General features: G+C 54.4%; 16 protein-coding genes. 6 read left to right on the forward strand and 10 right to left on the reverse strand.

From position 1 onward, the window contains the following. Window positions 1–84: 84 nt before the first annotated feature. Entirely contained in the window at window positions 85–918 is an 834-nt protein-coding gene (locus A3L09_RS01075; RefSeq protein WP_088857220.1) for a carbohydrate kinase family protein, read from the forward strand. Here A3L09_RS01075 and A3L09_RS01080 read toward each other — a convergent pair. From A3L09_RS01080 to A3L09_RS01100, 5 genes are read right to left on the reverse strand one after another with little or no spacing between them, the layout of a single operon-like run. After that, window positions 915–1,343 (reverse strand): hypothetical protein, encoded by a 429-nt coding sequence (locus tag A3L09_RS01080; RefSeq protein WP_088857221.1) that lies wholly within the window; start codon window positions 1,341–1,343, stop codon window positions 915–917. The two genes, A3L09_RS01075 and A3L09_RS01080, sit on opposite strands and share 4 nt — an antisense overlap. Next, the gene (locus tag A3L09_RS01085; protein ID WP_088858939.1) at window positions 1,340–2,572 is read right to left on the reverse strand and encodes a DUF58 domain-containing protein; all 1,233 of its coding nucleotides are present in this window, start codon (window positions 2,570–2,572) and stop codon (window positions 1,340–1,342) included. Before A3L09_RS01085 ends, A3L09_RS01080 begins: the two co-directional genes overlap by 4 nt. A 30-nt stretch (window positions 2,573–2,602) precedes the next feature. After that, the gene (locus A3L09_RS01090; RefSeq protein ID WP_088857222.1) at window positions 2,603–3,556 is read right to left on the reverse strand and encodes an AAA family ATPase; all 954 of its coding nucleotides are present in this window, start codon (window positions 3,554–3,556) and stop codon (window positions 2,603–2,605) included. Further along, entirely contained in the window at window positions 3,531–3,977 is a 447-nt protein-coding gene (locus A3L09_RS01095; RefSeq protein ID WP_088857223.1) for a hypothetical protein, read from the reverse strand. The genes A3L09_RS01090 and A3L09_RS01095 overlap by 26 nt, the downstream gene beginning before the upstream one ends. Then, window positions 3,964–4,824 carry a DUF4129 domain-containing protein gene (locus A3L09_RS01100; RefSeq protein ID WP_088857224.1) on the reverse strand — a complete coding sequence of 287 codons (861 nt, stop codon included), beginning with the start codon at window positions 4,822–4,824 and terminating at the stop codon, window positions 3,964–3,966. The genes A3L09_RS01095 and A3L09_RS01100 overlap by 14 nt, the downstream gene beginning before the upstream one ends. Window positions 4,825–4,933: 109 nt before the next feature. Between A3L09_RS01100 and A3L09_RS01105 the strand changes: the two genes are divergently transcribed. Together A3L09_RS01105 and A3L09_RS01110 are read left to right on the forward strand one after the other, a co-directional pair. Further along, on the forward strand, window positions 4,934–5,425 hold the full coding sequence (locus tag A3L09_RS01105; protein WP_088857225.1) for a DUF2118 family protein: 492 nt from the start codon (window positions 4,934–4,936) through the stop codon (window positions 5,423–5,425). 102 nt (window positions 5,426–5,527) lie between these two features. Continuing rightward, window positions 5,528–6,001: an FKBP-type peptidyl-prolyl cis-trans isomerase gene (locus A3L09_RS01110; RefSeq protein WP_088857226.1), complete on the forward strand. Its 474-nt coding sequence runs from the start codon at window positions 5,528–5,530 to the stop codon at window positions 5,999–6,001. 14 nt (window positions 6,002–6,015) lie between these two features. On the opposite strand, the gene A3L09_RS01115 is transcribed toward A3L09_RS01110, so the two are convergent. The 5 genes from A3L09_RS01115 to A3L09_RS01135 are packed head-to-tail and all read right to left on the reverse strand — an operon-like array spanning window position 6,016 to window position 14,159. Then, window positions 6,016–6,933 (reverse strand): type II secretion system F family protein, encoded by a 918-nt coding sequence (locus tag A3L09_RS01115; RefSeq protein ID WP_088857227.1) that lies wholly within the window; start codon window positions 6,931–6,933, stop codon window positions 6,016–6,018. A 13-nt stretch (window positions 6,934–6,946) separates the two neighbouring features. Beyond that, window positions 6,947–8,023, reverse strand: a complete 1,077-nt coding sequence (locus A3L09_RS01120; RefSeq protein ID WP_088857228.1) for a type II secretion system F family protein — start codon at window positions 8,021–8,023, stop codon at window positions 6,947–6,949. Between the two features lie 12 nt (window positions 8,024–8,035). Beyond that, the gene (locus A3L09_RS01125; protein ID WP_088857229.1) at window positions 8,036–11,656 is read right to left on the reverse strand and encodes an ATPase, T2SS/T4P/T4SS family; all 3,621 of its coding nucleotides are present in this window, start codon (window positions 11,654–11,656) and stop codon (window positions 8,036–8,038) included. A 5-nt stretch (window positions 11,657–11,661) separates the two neighbouring features. Beyond that, on the reverse strand, window positions 11,662–12,696 hold the full coding sequence (locus tag A3L09_RS01130) for a hypothetical protein (RefSeq protein WP_088857230.1): 1,035 nt from the start codon (window positions 12,694–12,696) through the stop codon (window positions 11,662–11,664). A gap of 11 nt (window positions 12,697–12,707) precedes the next feature. After that, the gene (locus tag A3L09_RS01135) at window positions 12,708–14,159 is read right to left on the reverse strand and encodes a DUF515 domain-containing protein (RefSeq protein WP_088857231.1); all 1,452 of its coding nucleotides are present in this window, start codon (window positions 14,157–14,159) and stop codon (window positions 12,708–12,710) included. A gap of 93 nt (window positions 14,160–14,252) precedes the next feature. On the opposite strand from A3L09_RS01135, the gene A3L09_RS01140 reads away from it, so the two are divergent. The 3 genes from A3L09_RS01140 to trm14 are packed head-to-tail and all read left to right on the forward strand — an operon-like array spanning window position 14,253 to window position 16,712. Next, entirely contained in the window at window positions 14,253–14,588 is a 336-nt protein-coding gene (locus A3L09_RS01140; RefSeq protein WP_088857232.1) for a TIGR04076 family protein, read from the forward strand. Beyond that, on the forward strand, window positions 14,542–15,615 hold the full coding sequence (locus A3L09_RS01145) for a GTPase (protein ID WP_088857233.1): 1,074 nt from the start codon (window positions 14,542–14,544) through the stop codon (window positions 15,613–15,615). Before A3L09_RS01140 ends, A3L09_RS01145 begins: the two co-directional genes overlap by 47 nt. After that, window positions 15,615–16,712, forward strand: coding sequence for a tRNA (guanine(6)-N2)-methyltransferase (trm14, locus tag A3L09_RS01150; RefSeq protein WP_088857234.1), 1,098 nt, complete (start codon window positions 15,615–15,617; stop codon window positions 16,710–16,712). Before A3L09_RS01145 ends, trm14 begins: the two co-directional genes overlap by 1 nt. Window positions 16,713–16,724 lie beyond the last annotated feature (12 nt).

The raw sequence follows: 16,724 nt of genomic DNA on the forward strand, positions 1-16,724 counted from the left end.
TCTAAACGTGAGGGTAAAAACTGATTACTCGACCGGAAACGGCTTAAATGGGTACTCTCAAGGTTCCGCTGGTGGGTGAGGATCATGGAGTTCGATCTCGTTGTGCTGGGCCACGTCTCTATCGATCACATTAGATTTCCCGGCAGGGATGAGATAGTCCTTCCTGGAGGTGCCGCGGCGGCGGTGGCTACTTCTGCAGCCCTAGCCGGTGCCAGGGTTGGGCTAGTGACCAAGGTCGGCGAGGACTTCCCTGAGGAGTGGCTTGGGAAGCTCTCTTCAGTGCTGGACGTTAGGGGAGTTCAAATCCTTCCGGGAAAGACGATCCACATCCACATGATCTACCACGAGGACGGGAGCGTGGATGCGCCGGTTGACATGGGCGTCGCTAGGAGGATGGGCGAAACCCCTATCCCTGAGGAGTACCTCAACGCCAGAATTTTTCACATAGCCCCGATTCCACCGGAGGAGCAGTTGAAGGCCTTGAAAAGGCTCGAAGGGAAGAGGATAAGCCTCGACTTCAATCCAACCTACATGGAGGACTACAGGAAAAGAACAAGTCTCATGAGGGAGGTGGTCTCGAGGGCTGAGATCATCTTCCCCAACGAGAGGGAGGCGCTCACGATAACGGAGGCAAAGACTGTTGAGGAGGCCGCGGAGAGGCTGTACGAATGGGGAGCGGAGATGGTCGTGATAACGCGCGGTGAGAGAGGTGTTCTGATCTACGATGGCTCTTTTCAGGAGTTTCCTGCCCTTCAGATAAGCCCCGAAGAAATCGTCGACCCCACCGGAGCTGGGGATGCGTTCGCGGGCGGCTTTCTCGCTGGCTATTCAAAGGGGATGAAGGTGGAAGAAAGCGTCAGGCTCGGCCTTGAGAGGGCGAGGGAAGTCCTGAAGAAATGGGGGAGCTGGAGCCTCTAACTTTCTCCCGCGAGCTTTGTGAAAGCGTAGAGCGCTAGTATTATCCCGACGGCAACGGCGGTTATTTCAAACCTGGGGAGAAATGGGGAGATTCCCACCATGAGAAGGTAAGTGGGTATGCTCAGGGACGCCGCGAGGGTGAGCACCGCGTAGTGCTCAAGGGGGGCTCTCTCCCTGTCCATCTGCCCGGTCTCAACCGCGAGGAGGGCTAGGATCATTACCCCCAGCCCGTAAAGGCCCCCGACCTCCTTGTAGACCAGGAGTGCTCCGACCCCTATCATGTACAGCATCCCTATGAAGTGCCAGTGGATCCCCATCAAACCAAGGGGCAGGAGAAGGAGGCTCCAGTTGCTCACTGTGTAGAGCATGTACGTGACTGGGACGAGGGGGATGAGGGAATAAAAGCGCCTCTTCGGCATTTTCATATCTTCACCACCTCTGCTATCGCCGCCTTGAGGGGCTTTTTAACGTCCCAGTCGATTATAAGGCCATAGCCCGCCATCTTTTTCAGCAGTGCCTTTCTCTTCAGCTCCAGAAACTTCCTGGCCAGCTCCTCCTCCCTCGTTTTTGGCTCGAAGAGGCTGTACGGGTTGGGGGTAACCACTACAACGCGGTAGCCGTAGGCCGCCATGGTCTTCAGTGCTTCTCTGCTCTCCTCTGTGAGAAGGGTGGAGAAGTAGATGATCTGGGCCCTGGGAGGGAAGCGGGAGTGTATGAGGTGCTCAACCTGGTATGCTATCATGTTGTTCTTGTCGGGCTTCGCGGTGCTGAGGAAGTCTATGCACTTGAAGAAGTGCCTCTTTCCGTAATCCACCCTGACCCACAGGGGAACGGACTCCGCTAGAAGCAGTCCAAAGCTCGTGCCGTTGTTGAGGGCGTTGAGCATCAGTGAGGCCGCCGATCTGACCAGGTAGTCGAAGACGTCCTCCCCCTTGTAGGATGCGTCGACGACGAATATGACGTCCACCTTCCTTTCGCTCTCGTACTCGTTGGCCATGATCTTGCCTGTTCTCGCGGTGGCCTTCCAGTTGATTATCTTAAGCGGATCCCCTGGCTGGTACTCCCTTATCGCGTGGAACTCAACGCCCTCACCCACCCTCGGGGATGGGAGGGGCCCGGCGGTTATCTTGGTTCCCCTCGTGGAGTACGGGGTTGGAACGTCCTCGATAATGGGCATGCCTATAAGCTCCGTGTAGTGCTCGATGAAGCGGTCGAGCTTGAAGAACCCGAAGGGATCGCGGTAGCTCACCCAGACCCCGTTGAACTCGTGTATTCCTCGCTTCACGATCACCTTGTACTTTATCTCCCTTTCTTCGCCTCCCGCTAGTGAAAGGACGTGTTCTTTGCTCCCCTCCACTATCTCAAGATCCTCTGGAAGGTCTTCGACGACCTTGAGGCTGGGTATCCTGATGTTCGACTTTATCCTCAGGACTATCTCCGCGGTTTCACCCTCCAGCATCCTTTCGTGGGGTATCCTCCGGGACACTTCGATCCTTATCTCCGGCCTGAAGAAGAAGATGGAAACGAAGAAGACCCAGATGAACGGGAGTACTAAATAGGCCAGCTCCCAGCGCAGGAGGGCGAACGCTGTAACCAGGATTATCCACATTGCCAGGAGGGTCTCCGCGGCCCTTTCTGTGAGTTCTGGCCTCATCTCAACCTTTCCCGAGCTCACGCTTTCCCCTCACTCAAATTTTGGCACGGGAACCCTTTCGAGGAGCTTCTTCATTATGGCCTCCTGGGAGACCCTTGTGTACCAGAGCTCGCGCTTGAGTATGAGCCTGTGGCTCAGCGCTGGAATAGCAACCGCTTTTACGTCGTCCGGGATAACGTAGTCCCTGCCGTCTAGGGCGGCGTAGGCTCTGGAGAGCTTGAGAAGGGCGAGGGAACCCCTCGGCGACGCGCCGACTTCGATGTCCTTCTTGTCCTCCCTCGTGGCCGTCACGATGTCCGTTATGTACTCCAGGATGGCGTCGCTGACGTAAACGTCCTCAATCGCCCTCTGCATCTCCACGACTTCCTCGGGGGTCGTTACTGGTGTTATGTCAACTTCTTCCTTTTTCCTCTCCATCCTTCTTCTGAGGATCTCGATCTCCTCATCTTTGCTTGGATATCCGACGCGGAGCCTCACAAGGAACCTGTCGAGCTGGGCCTCTGGGAGCGGGTAGGTTCCCTCCTGTTCTATCGGGTTCTGGGTGGCTATGACGACGAAGGGTTTGGGAAGCCCGTAGGTTCTTCCTTCGATTGTGACCTGCCTCTCCTGCATCGCCTCAAGCAGTGCCGATTGGGTCTTCGGGGGGGCGCGGTTCACCTCGTCCGCGAGGAGAACGTTGGTGAAAACTGGTCCCTTCCTGAACTCGAACTCCAACGTTTTCTGGTTGAAGATCGAAACGCCGAGTATGTCGCTGGGGAGCAGGTCTGGGGTGAACTGAACGCGCGTGAACTGAACCCCAAGCGCCTTCGCGAAGCTCTTTGCCATGAGGGTCTTGGCGAGTCCCGGGAGATCCTCCAGGAGGACGTGTCCGTTGGCCATGATCGTCGTCAGTATAAGCTTGAGAACCTCCTCCTTTCCGACTATTGCCTTCTTAACTTCGTTTAGCACCTCGTTACCCTTAAGGCTGACTTCCTCCACCTTCATTTATATCCTCCTCCACTATTTCTAGGGCCCTTTCAAGGTTGTCTAGGAAGTCCCCACCCTTCCTCAGTTCCAGGAGGGCCCTGTTGGGCTCTCTATGGAGCCTCTGGTAGACCTCCGCCGGGTTCTCGGAGAGGGTCATGTAGATCTCTATTATGCCGTCCTCGATGAGGGATCTTGAGACGGCACCTTTGCGGGCTTTCCTTATCATGTTCAACGATCTCTCAAACTCGCTCTTCCTTTGGATTCTCTCCTCTCTCTGGGGGAGTGTGTAACTGATCCTGAGCTCCTGTCCGAAGAGGTAGAAGATAGTCACCACCGAGAGGAAGACCACGGAAATCCAGCGAAGGACGTAGGCTCCAAAGAATATCCCCGCCAGCGCTGGGATTGAGGCCAGGGCCAGAAACGTCTTACTGACCTTCATTGAAGCCACCCCTCAGCTCTTTGTATGCACTTAGGGCCCTCTCCGCGTCCTCCCACGTGACCTTTTCGGGTGCGTACTTGGCCTTCTCGAAAAGCTTGGTCAGTGTCACGAAGGCCTCCCTTTTGTACCTCACGTGCTCTGCGTGCTCCCAGTGCGTCCAGCTTTCTTTGTACGGAAGACCGAGGTATTCAAGCCAGAGGACGGCGTTTTTGTATATGCCAACGACGGCCTCCTTTGGATTCGAGAACATCTCCAGGCCGGTTTCGTTGAGCTTCGTGTCGAACGCTTCCGCCCTCTTCCTTATCGCCTCCCTCTTCCTCCTCTTCACTGCATCGCGGTAGTACCTCACCGTCATCAATGCCACTCCTGCGACGAAGGCCAGGCCGGCGGCGTACCCTATCCAGACTAGGTTTCCCCCGCCGGCCCCTCCGGTTATGTTGTGGGTGGGGGAGAGGTTGGCGGACTGGGGTATCCCTATCTGCCCGGTGCCGTTGGTGGTGTTGTTCGTTAGGTTCGGGATAAACGGCCCGCTGGAGGGCCGGCTTTTTTCTATGAAGTAGATAGATACTACCGCGAGAAGCGCGAAAGCCACCCCGCGTGCTATGTGGGAGGCAAGGCTCTCTTTGTAGAGGTCCTTTCTCCTCAGCTTAATGTCCCTCCAGCTCAGGAAGAGAACGATGAAGAAGAGGATCGAGATTATTACCGCTAGGGATATGATTGTGCCCCATACGGAGGGGCTTGATCCCCCGTGTTTACCCTCGCTTGACCTTACAGTGTAGTTCAGGGACAGGGTCATTAGGGTTAAGAGTATCAGCATGATTGTAAGCGTCTTTGCTCTAATGGACATCTCTATCGATCTCTAGTTGGTTCGGGTCTTAAAAAATTTTACCATGAAGTAAATGAACTATGCCCGAAAGGTTAAAACCCCGGTGGAGCATCTGGGAGGGGTGATGGTCATGGAGAGAATGCCGAGGCTCTACGTTGAGGTTCCCCGCGAGGAGTGTATCAGAGAGGGAAAAGCAGTTGAGGACTGTGTGGTCATCTATGGGAACACTGAAATCTGGCTGGCTAGGGGGGAGGCCATCCCGGATTTTGTGGGGGAGGATGCCGAGTTCCTGAAGAAAGAAGTCTACGACCGCTTCTACCTCTACGTCGACAGGCTTGAGGGAAAGGTGCTCGCCGACGCGATCCTCGTTCTCCCCGATGGAAGGACAAGGATATACCTGAAGAAAGGCGACGAACTTCTTCTCCTGCCGGTGGAGGGCTTCACCAAGACGTTGATAGCGAACGTGGGGAACAGGGTCAGAACCGGTGATGCCTTCGCCGCCGTGACGACCAGGAAGGGGGAGGTTCACTACCTCAAACCGCCCAGAACTGGTACGGTGGTCTTCATCGACGAGATAACCAACAGGCCGCACTACGTTTACTACCTCCTTCCTGAGGAGTGATTCACTCTCCTCTTCTTTTCTTGACGTTTGAGAATTCGGTACCAAAAGCGTTATAAGGGGCCGCATGTAGGGGGCATGAAAGCAATTTTGGAGTTGAAGGAAATGAAAGTTGAGGTTGGAGATTTTGTTATGTTCAACTACACCGGCAGATACGAGAACGGTGAAGTCTTTGACACGTCCTACGAGGACGTCGCCAGGGAGAACGACATCTTTGTTGAAGAGAGGGAGTACGGGCCGATAGGTGTTACCATCGGAGAGGGAGAGATAATCCCCGGTATAGAAGAGGCCCTCCTGGGTATGGAGGTAGGTGAGAAGAAAACCGTTACGGTTCCCCCAGAGAAGGGCTATGGAATGCCCAGGGATGAGCTTGTGGTTCCGATTCCAATTGATCAGTTCACGTCCGCCGGTTTAGAACCCATTGAGGGAATGTACGTCATGACCGACTCAGGGATAGCGAAGATAAAGGCCGTCGAGGGGGACGTTGTCACCCTTGACTTTAACCATCCGCTTGCCGGAAAAACGGCGGTTTTTGAGATAGAGGTTGTGGAGATTAAAAAGAAGGCCGAGGAGGCCTGATTTCTTTTCTTCCTTTAGAAGCCGATGCTCATTAGCTTCGTTCCCTGGAAGACCGCTGCCGCCATCACCACGAGCAGTACCGCGTACTTTGCCCCCGCTGAAAACTTGCCCTCCCTGATAACCCCAATTCCGAGGCCGGAAACTATGGCCTGTATTATGACAAAGCCGAAGAGTATGTTGATGACCGTTGGTATATCCGCCGCCGCTGGGCCCTGGATCATCTGATACATTATCTTTCCGACGATTCCCACGATGGCCGGCCCCACGAAGCCGCTGGTGATTATGAAGAACATCATCTGCATTCCAGTTGAAGCTTTCCTCTCCTTCCTTATCCTGAGTATCTCCCTTACATCGTTGGCAACGTAGACCAGAACGTCGCTCATTGGTGCTCCCCTTTCCAGGGCCTCGATTATTATCATGAGGGAGCGGTAGATGACCGGCGACTTCCTGTTCCTCACCGCCATTGCCTTCAGGGCCTCGACCGTGGAGCGGCCCCTCCGTATCTCGTTTACAACTCTCTTGAACTCGTCCGTCAGCGCCCCAAACTTCGCCGTCGTCAGGTCTTCGAGGGCCTCTGAGAATGATATTCCCGCCCTTAGGGAGCTTGCCAGGTAAAAGAACGCATCGGGGAGGTTCGTCTCCATCTCTTCGGTTTTCTTTGAGATCCTCCAGTAGGGATAGGCGAAGGCCATTCCTAGAAAAACAGTGAGCAGAGTCGCCAGCCCGTACTTGAGGGGGGCCACTATCATAACCGCGGCTCCGAGGATCACCGCCATCAGTATCGACACGAGGAGGTACTCTATGGCGAGGAACTCTATTCCGGCCGAGTAAATGAATATCTCGTACCTCTTCACCCATTTCTCCGGGAGTATTCTCTCCAACAGCTTGGTAAGCAGGAGGCCTACCCTCTGAGATCTTTGCTTTTTCTCCATTACAACTCCCCCCTCACTTGGGCTCACTGCGCTTGATCATCACGACTATTATCACGGACAGCATTGGAAACGCAAACAGGAGTATGGTTGCCAGTGCACTGGGGGACATGGCAAGTCCGCCGCCTCCCCCCGCGGCGCTGAAGGAAGATCCTGCTAGGATGGCAACGATGAACATCGTAGGCATGACTATGCTCATGAACATGTAGATGAAGGCTATACCGTTGACCTTCTGAACGTATTCGACAAGCTTCATCCTGTACTCGAATGCGAAATCCTCCGCCATCTTGTAGAGTATCTCCGCCAGGTTGCCACCGAACTTGATGGCCCTTAGTATCTGCTTGACCACTCTGCTGACGCTCTCCGAGGCCATTCTCTCCTCGAACTTCTCCAGTGCCTCTTCAAAGGAGGAGCCGGTCCTCATGTCCCTTACTATGAGCTCAAACTCCTCTGAGGCGACGCCGTAGTCTGCCTTAGAGACCGACACCAGGGCCTCGGCTATACCAACTCCCGCGCTCAGGAGGGAAGCGATGTGACGCAGCACGTAGGGAAGGGCCTTCTCTACTTCAGTCACTCTCCGCCTCCAGACTATCTTTGGGTAGTTCCTCATGTAGAGGAACCCGCCTATGAACCCCAGGAAGCCCACCATCGTGCTGGTTAACATGTCCATCTCCATTAGAATCGCTATTAGGAAGCTGAACACGGCCACGAAGATGGCGGTTACCACCATCAGCGCCACGTACTTTTCTTTGGACATTCTCATGTTGGCCCTGTAGAGGTCGTAGTCGAGGCCTTTTATTAAATGGGTCAGCGATTGGATCGGCCCCTTGAACCTTGATAGGAACGCCTCCGCCAGCCTATCCCCGAACGAAGATTGGATCTCCTTTCTCCTCCACTCCACGATCTCGTCGAGCTCTCTTTCCTTTTCAGTTTGCTGGGTTTCTTCGATCTCCTTCTGGAGTTCTTTCAGTGATTTGAGCCTCTCCTGGATGCTCTTGCCTTGGGGGATCCTCCGTACAGGGCGCTCGGTCACCTCTATTGTTGTGCCGCCGAGCCTTTCAAGGAAATTGAGGAAAGATTCCATGAGACCCATCCTTTGACCCCCTCACGTTATATTCCTGATCTGCTCCTGAACCTGCGGGGAGCTCTCCCTCTCTATCTTCTCCAGCAGACCGTCCTCATCGATGTAGAACATCTTTATGTAGTGCCCCACGTCGTCTATGCTCCTTATGCCCTTCTCTATCATCCACTCCAGCACTATCTTTCTCTTCTCCCTCTCTATCTCCAGCTCGCTCACGCTCATTCCCGTGTGTCTTGAGAGTTCGTTGAGAACCCTGCTGGGTACCTCCGTCGGCAGGAGTTCGTCTTTGGCAGGATCGTATTTGTAGAGCTTGTTGAGCTGTATGTTCTCACCCTCGACACCGGAGATCTCCGCTATCTCCGTGACCCTTCTGACGGTTCCCTTTTTCCTGCTGTGGAAGCGAACCTGCATCAGGATTATGTCAAGGGCGGGGATCATTATCCTGGGGACGTTCATCGGCGGACTTTCAAGCCTGACTATGGTCTCACGGGCGCTGTTGGAGTGGATCGTGCCCATACAGTTTGAGAGGAGTATACCGTTGGCAACGTAGTTGTGATCCTCGTCGACGGTTAGGTCGTACAGATACTCTATCCCCGCTTCCTCCGGTGCAATCTCCTCAACCTCAACGACCCTGTCCCAGTAAACGTCCCCCTCAGCTATCAGCTCAAGTCTCTTTGCCTTCACCCAGGCATCCTCGTCCCCCACGTCCTCCGCTACCTTTTGGAGGGCGAGGGCTATCCCTCTGAGTGCCGAGCGCCTTATCTCGGAGGTTCTGCCTTTCTCGACGTGCCTTATCAGGCTCTCCGTGACTTTTTCTCCAGCATAGTTCGAGGCCAGTTTTGAAAGCTCAGCAACCGTCAGGTTCAATCTGACACGCAATGGCTTTATCATCTCGGGGGATATCGGAACCCTGTAGGTGTGCCTTCCACGGTACGGCCGCTTCTCCCGGAGGATTCTCCTCAGCTTCTCCCTCTTCCGTGAATGGGAAAGCGGTATTAGTGACTCGAACTTTCTCAGATCTTCAACACCTCTGACGATTACCCTGAATATGGTGCCCTCTTTGAAGCCCCTGTTCTTCACCCGGGAAACTGTGCTTATTATCCCGAGCCTCTGGAAGGCGTACCAGATTTTTCTGGCGGCGCTTTCGCTCTTCGTGGTAATGATCACCGCCGGCCCGTTCTCGTCAACTGAGCCATCGGCATCGAAGAGGCCGGCTATAAAGTACCTCATCAGGTCGTCGTTGGTGAGAACGATGTCCGGTACATCCCACACCGCTGATTTCTTGCCCTTGGGGATTCCAAATATCCTAGACAGCACCTCGCTGAATATCCTGGAGCCGTAGGTTACCACCTTGCTCGTTCCGTGGTCTCTTATCCGAGGTTCTGACTCCGGCAGGAACTTCGAGATCGCGGATGTGAACGCGTTCATATAGCTGGGATCATCAAAGGTGACGGAGAGGTAGTAGCCGTTCGAAGAGAGGTAGCCATCTCCGAGTATCACCCCGGCTGTGTAGGCGAGGCTGTTTCCAACCTCCCGGACGAGTTTTACCGGCTTTGAGTTCTTGGAGAGGAGGTATTCAGCGTTCTTTGGAGGCATGCCTCTGTTTGGGACTTTCTTCATCCCGTTCCCGTTTGGGACAAGGTAGTAATCGCTTATTCCAGCGTAGACTTCGTCGGGAATTATGGCCCGACCCTGGGGAGCCTTCGGGGGCCTCATCATCACCGCGACCCTATCACCGGGCCTGACCTTCTCCGCCTCTTTCCTCACTACATCACCGTCGCTGAAGACGAAGAAGGGGTGGGTTTTCGTCAGGATGACCTCGTTGCCAGTTCTTGTTCTTATCCGCATCAGCTTTTCGCCCTTTCTTACCTTCCTGCGCCACACCGCTGTGACCGTGTGTTTCCCGGCCTTCAAGTCCGGCCCAACGCTAACCACCTCAAAGCGGTCTTCTGGCTCGAGCTCTATATACTCCAGGTCCTTGTAGGTCTTTATTCTGTCCGAGTACTTGCTGAATAGTTCTTCAACGACGTCGCCTATCAGGACGAACTTTCCATCGGAGAGCTGTATTACCGAGAAGTCGTAGAGGGCGCCATTATGCCCCGTGTTCATTGCCGTGAACATCGTCCTTGCCTCTGGACCACGGACCTCACCGACTATGATCCTGTCCGGACGCATACGGAGGGTGTTCTTGACGAGATCGTCCATCGTGACCTCTCCCTTCCCCTCAAGGTTGGGGGGTCTTGTCTCGAGCCTTACCCAGTGCTCCACCGGGAGCTGGAGCTCGGCCGTGTCCTCAATTGAGATGACGCGCTCGCTTGGGGGAATGAACATTGCGAGGGAGTTCAGAGTTGTGGTCTTACCGGAACCGGTACCTCCCGCGACGAGTATGTTGGCGGGCTTTACTCCGAGGCCGTCCACGAGGATCCAGAGGAAGGCAGCTACGTCCGTGTTCATGGTGCCGTATTTTATGAGGTCTATTATCGTGAGCGGATCTCGCTTGAACTTACGGATGGTTATCGTCGGTCCGTCAAGGCTTATCGGCGGGATTGTGGCGTTTACACGGCTTCCATCTGGGAGACGGGCATCCAAGAGGGGGCTCTGCTGATCGATCCTCCTGCCGACCTCCCTCGCTATCCTCTCGATGATGTTGAGTACCTCCCTCTCCTCCTTGAACACGATGTTGGTCTTGCACATGTAGAACCTTCTGTGCCAGACGTAGACTGGCTTCCCGGTACCTATCACCATGATCTCCTCTAGGTTGTCGTCGCGGACGAGGGGGTCAAGGAGGCCGTAACCGAGCATGTTTTGGACTATAAGGTTTGCGAGGAGCTCCAGCCTGCCTTCAGAGAAGTTCGGGGCGGCCTCTTTAAGCATCCTCTTGACTTCCCTTAGGAATATCTTTCTCCGCTCCTCGTAGTTGGGGATGAGCGTTGGATCTATCTGGATTTCCGTTATGGCCCTCTCCCTCACCTGCCTCACGAGGGTTTCCTCTTCCTTGGAGAGCTTCGGAAGTCTGAGCTCGTATATCGGAACGGGTTCGCCCTTTACCTTGAGTATCCTTACGTTTCCATAGGCGTCGAGAACCTTTGCCCTTCCGCCGTAGGACATCTCCTCGGGTTTCGTCTCGCCAATGATGCTCTGGAGGCCCAGTGAAGACCTGGGCTTTGGGAGGGGAAGCGGTGCCTTTGCCGGGGGTTTGGGGGCCGCGGTTGGGGCCGCTGGAGCTGCGGCTTTTGCTCCCCCACCGAGTATCTGGCCGAGAAGATCGACCCCCGTGGATCTGAGAGGTTGCTTCTCCTCGGGCTTGGTAGTTGCTTTCTTCTTGGGTATTGCTCCTTTAAGGGGCCCGGATTTCTTTGGCTGGACTGCTTCGGGGCCCTTTTTCTCCTCCTGTGCCGCCAGGATTTCCTCCAGCGGGTTTGAGGGTTTCTTCGGTAGGGGCGCTTTAGGGGTCTCGGGTTCCTCCTCTTTTCCAAGTATCTCGTCCAGGGGAGATTTTCCTCCACTCACAAACGGAAGGGGGGTTTCCTCCTTCTTCTCCTCCCTTTCCCTTCCGAAAACACTCGCTAGAGGATCGCTCTTTCCACCCAATATCTCATCTATCCAGGATCCGGAGAGGTTTTTTTTCTTCTTCTCCTCCGCCACAAATCTCACCCGGCGTAATTATCCCATCTCACGCTGTATTTTATCTCGAAGCTGTTTACTCCCTCCCCCATGTAGACGACCCAGATGCGGAAATCCAGCGGGTATTTCTTTATCGTAGGAGTTTCTGGAAGTTCGGGCATCGTGGGTCCGGATATTAGCCTGTTGGTGAGCTTAAACAGGCCGCTGTCTTTTCTCTGGGGGATGTCGGCACCGCTGGGAGCTGGGTTCTCAAGGCCGCGGTATCCCAGGATGAAGTTCATATACTCGCTGAAGTTCATGGAGTATGTGGGCTCGTATCCGTAGCTCGTTGCGTTGTAGAATATCACCGGCTCCGACACGGCGAAGAATAGTGGGAATTCCCTGTTGAGCGTGCTGTTGTCGTCCTGGGTGTCGGGGACGTCCGTGAGCTCCATCTTGATAGTTCCTTCATATTTGAGCATCTTTACGTAGCCGTCCATTGAGGGCATTATCTCGTTGAAGCGAACCACGAGGGGGTAGTTGAGGAGCTGCGGATAGACTACCCCGCAGATCGGCTGGCTGAGATCCTCGACGACGTTTATCCTCCCGCCTGTTAGGGTTCCGTTTTCGTAGTTCTGAGACTCAATACCTGCGTCTCCACTGCAGGAGTCCCGGTAGTCTTTCAGTGAGAGGGTGTAGTGGTGTTCCTGAGTTATTCTAAAGGCCACCTTAACGGTCTCGTAGGGGTACACCCAGAAGCCGACACGGTAGTTGAGGGTGTTCTTGGAGAGATCCTGGGGGAGAACGTGAACTATCTCGCCGCTTGTCTCGTTCCTGAACCCGACCATCGCCTCGTCGTTGTTCATGCGGTAGACCTGAAAGTCATAGAATGGGTTGACCACGACGAATTTGGGATATGGGGCGAGGTTGATGAGGGTGACGTTGACGTCAAGAATCAGCTCCCCCCTCACCCCTATGTTATTGTAGTCCTGGCCGGGCAGGGGGTAGTTCTCGGCCAGAGCCGGGAGGGATAAGAACAACAATGAAATCATGAGGAAAGGAAAGAAGCGAGCTGAAGCCATTGTTCTCACCCCTAGGTCTTTTCCTCAACTATCTCCCCTATGTAGACCGTGTTCAGGTGCGTGAGGACGTCTGGGACGTAAACGGATGGTACCTCCACAATAACGAGGAAAGGAACTCCGTTCGGAACGTTCTGAAGCTGGAGGGTTTTTTCCAGGGCCAGAAGGTTGTCGCCGTAGTTTTTAAGCTGCTTCAGGGCCTCTTCCGATCCCTGTATCTTGCCCGAGGATATTGCCTTCATGATCTCGCCGAGGTCGACGGAGTAATAGTACGATGCTGATGATGAGTCTGTGTAGCTCTGGCTCGAGCTTGATGAGCTGCTCGAACTTCCTCCGGTTGAGACGGTGGTATCGCCGGCGTTGGCCGAGTTCTGGGAGCTTGAGCTGGATGAGCTGCTCGAACTTGAGCTGCTGGAGCTGCTGCTGCCCTGCTGTTCGTTCAGGTTTATTATCCCGGCGTCGGCAGGCAACAGAACAGTATCAACGTACCCGAAGTCGGCTATTTGGAGGTACCGCTTTCCTGTGAGGTTCTGAGCGAATATCATAACTTTAGCCCCTGGCTCGAGGAACCCTCCGACCACCCTGTCCCTGGTGAGGAGGAGCGCCATCTTGACGAACTTAACCTCATCGACGCGGTATCCCATCAGCTTGGTGTAGTTCATGATGCTTCCTATAACGGCCTTCGCCTGCTCCTTGGTGTAGATCCTCTTTGCTCTATTGAACTCGAGAACAACGTAGTCACCGCTTATTGAGTCGACTTTGTAGTCGTAGTATTCTCTCCAGAGCTGGAGGAGGTACGGGGTCGGGTCGGTACCGTTCACATCGGCGACGGAGTTCGCGCTCTCGACCTGGTCTATGAGGGATTCCTTCACCTGGAGGGCGTGGCTCCTTACTTCGTCAGGCAGGGGCTGGGAGAGGAGGGGCTGGAATGCCAGCTCTATCTCTTCCTTCTTCTTTTCTTTTGCCTGGTTAAGAATTCTAAGCTCCTCCTGCTTTCTCTTCTCCTCGAGCTCCTGCTGGTACTTCTGGTAAACCTGCTGATACGCGGACTTAATATCTATCGCCCTCACCTGATCCACCGATGATGCCGTCACTATCTCCCTCTTGAGTTCGTTGTACTTCGCGGCTCCATAGCTGGTGTTCATAATAGGGCCCTTAAAATACGCGTTGAGCTCGTTGAGCTTGCTCTGCTTGGCTTTTGTGAGCTCATCAGCCTTTTTATTTGAGTACCAGGAGTATGCGGCAAAAGAGGCTATTAGAATGATGATAACGAGAATCGAGGCGCCTATGATGATCCTCTTTCTCCTCTCACGCTCCCTAATATTGCTGAGACGTCTTACGCGGCGTGGGGGTCTTGCCTTGGGTGAAGGTCCAGGGGTAGGAGTCGGGGGAGCCTCGGGCTCGGCACTCGTTGCCTTACCCAGCTCTCTCAATCTTCGAATTTTGGCTTCTATATCCTCAGCCACCGTTAACACCACCGTAGGGGTTATCGTAATACCCTTTCTTTAAGTCAATTAGCTTTTTGAACTTCAATCTTTATTTAGATTTCGGTGAGAGAAATGGAAAAACTAGAGATTCGCGTTGTGGAAATCCGGGGAAAATGTCCTGTCTTTCGGGTGGGGGACAGGATAGTGATCGAAGGACCGGCGATAAACCTCAAAGAGACCGATGCCGTGTGCACCCACGCCTTTGCTTCCTTCCTCCCCTACATAGTTGCCCTCCGAAAGGGTATTAAGCCGAGTGAGTTAGGCCTCGGTGGGCGGGATAAGGCCTACGTTCAGTGCCTCGATCCCGGGCCGCCCTACACGGACGGCGGGACTGTGATCTTTGAGATAACGGTGGTGCGAGATGAAGGCGAGAAAGGCATGGCGAGTGGTGAGGGAGGTAGTGGATGAGGCTGACATCGTCGTTGAGGTAGTTGATGCTCGTGATCCAATTGGAACGAGGAACAGGAAGCTCGAGAGGCTGATCCAAGAAGAAGGAAAGCCCCTGCTCATAGTCATGAACAAGGCTGACCTAGTCCCCAAGGAGTGGGCTGAAGAATACAAACGGAAGAGCGAGATCCCGGTCGTTTTCATCTCCGCTAGGGAGAGGAAGGGAACGGGAATACTAAGGAGGGAGATCAAAAAGCTCGCAAAACCTTTCCTCGACGAGAAAGAACGGGTTAAGGTGGCCCTCATAGGCTACCCGAACGTCGGCAAAAGCACGATAATCAACACCCTGAAGGGAAGGAAAGCCGTAAAAACTGCACCGATTCCGGGCTACACGAAGGGAAAGCAGTTGATAAGGCTGAGCAAGAAAATATGGCTTCTAGACAGCCCTGGTGTTATTCCGATAGATGATTTCGACGAGCTGGTCATCAGGGGCGGCTTTCCCGCTGACAAGATAGAAGAACCCGTAAAACCGGCGGTAAAGCTCATCGGGAGAATCCTCGAAACTAGGAAAGAGGCCATAACGGAGAAGTTTGGGATAGAGGAGTTCGAGAGCGAGGAGGACATCCTGAGGAGGATAGGCGAGAGAAGGGGCCTTATAAAGGCGGGCGGTGAGGTTGACATAGAGGAAACGGCCAGATGGTTCCTCCGCGAATGGCAGACCGGAAGGTTCACTCTCTTTGGGAACGAGGAGGAAAAGAAGAGGGATTTCCTCTGGGACTTTGAGGACATCCTCGACGGAATAGAAAAGGACCTCCTTCTCGACCCTAGGAGGATTCTGTGGAAGTACGGAGACGAGCTGAGGGCGAAGTTCGACGGCCAGAAACGCGTTGGAATCCGGGAGATTGAGGGCTTCACCGTTGGCATAGCAACTGGCTTCAAGAAGTGCGACGGGGGGATAAAGCTCTTGGAGGAGCTGACCGGGAAGCACGTTCTGGCGAGCGAGTGCTTTGGGAAGAAGTGGAAAGGTGTAGTGGCGGTGATGGAGTGATGAGACTCTTACTCACAACCTCCCAGGGAATTGAAGACCTAGCCGCAAGAGAGATCACCTCGCTGATGGAGGGGCTTGGAGTTCCGTTTCGAGTGGAGGAGAAGCCCTTAGGTGTTGAGGGAAGACTGCTCCTTGAGGCTGGTGAAGCCTATTACACCGATGAGAAGGGCAGAAAGAGGGAGCTGAGCATAGCAACCTACCTCAACGAGAACTCGAGGCTCCTCCACAGGGTTATCCAGGAGATAGCAAGAGAGAGGTTTGAGGGAATTGAAGAGGAAGAACCTGAAACTGCCCTCAGGAGGATAGAGGACTTCGTTTCAGGGCTTCCGGTGGAAAGGTACGTCAAGACGAGTGAGCCCTTTGCAGTGAGGCCCTTCAGGAAAGGCGAACACAGGATAACGAGCCTCGACATCTCAAGAACCGTTGGAAAGGCCATCTTTGAGAGATTGGAACGCTTCGGGACTCCAAAGGTGAACCTCGACCACCCGGCGGTGATATTCAGGGCGGAGCTTGTTGGGGACGTCTTCTTCGTCGGAATAGACACCACTGGTGACAGTTCACTCCACAAGAGGCCCTGGCGCGTCTACGACCACCCTGCGCACCTGAAGGCGAGCATAGCCAACGCACTCATAGAGCTGGCAGAGCCAGACGGAGGGCCCTTTATGGACCCCTTCTGCGGGAGCGGGACTATTCCGATAGAGCTCGCCCTCAGAGGGTACCAGGGAAGGATAATCTGCCTGGAGAAGTACCGCAGGCACCTGCGGGGGGCCGAGATGAACGCCCTGGTAGCCGGAGTTCATGATAGGATGGAGTTCGTCCTCGGAGATGCGACGAGGCTGAGCGAATACGTTGAGAGCGTAGACTTCGCCGTTAGCAACCTTCCCTACGGCCTGAAGATAGGGCGGAAGAGCATGATACCCGGGCTCTACCGGGGGTTCTTCAGCGAGCTCGCCAAAGTCCTCGAGAAGCGTGGAGTTTTCATAACGACCGAAAAGAGGGCAATAGAGGAGGCCATAGCCGAGAACGGGTTCGAAATAGCTCACCACCGGCTCATCGGCCACGGAGGACTGATGGTGCATACCTATGTAGTCAAGTGATTCCTTTGCGAA

The sequence above is a fragment of the Thermococcus profundus genome, from assembly GCF_002214585.1.
In the GTDB taxonomy this organism is placed as follows: domain Archaea; phylum Methanobacteriota_B; class Thermococci; order Thermococcales; family Thermococcaceae; genus Thermococcus; species Thermococcus profundus.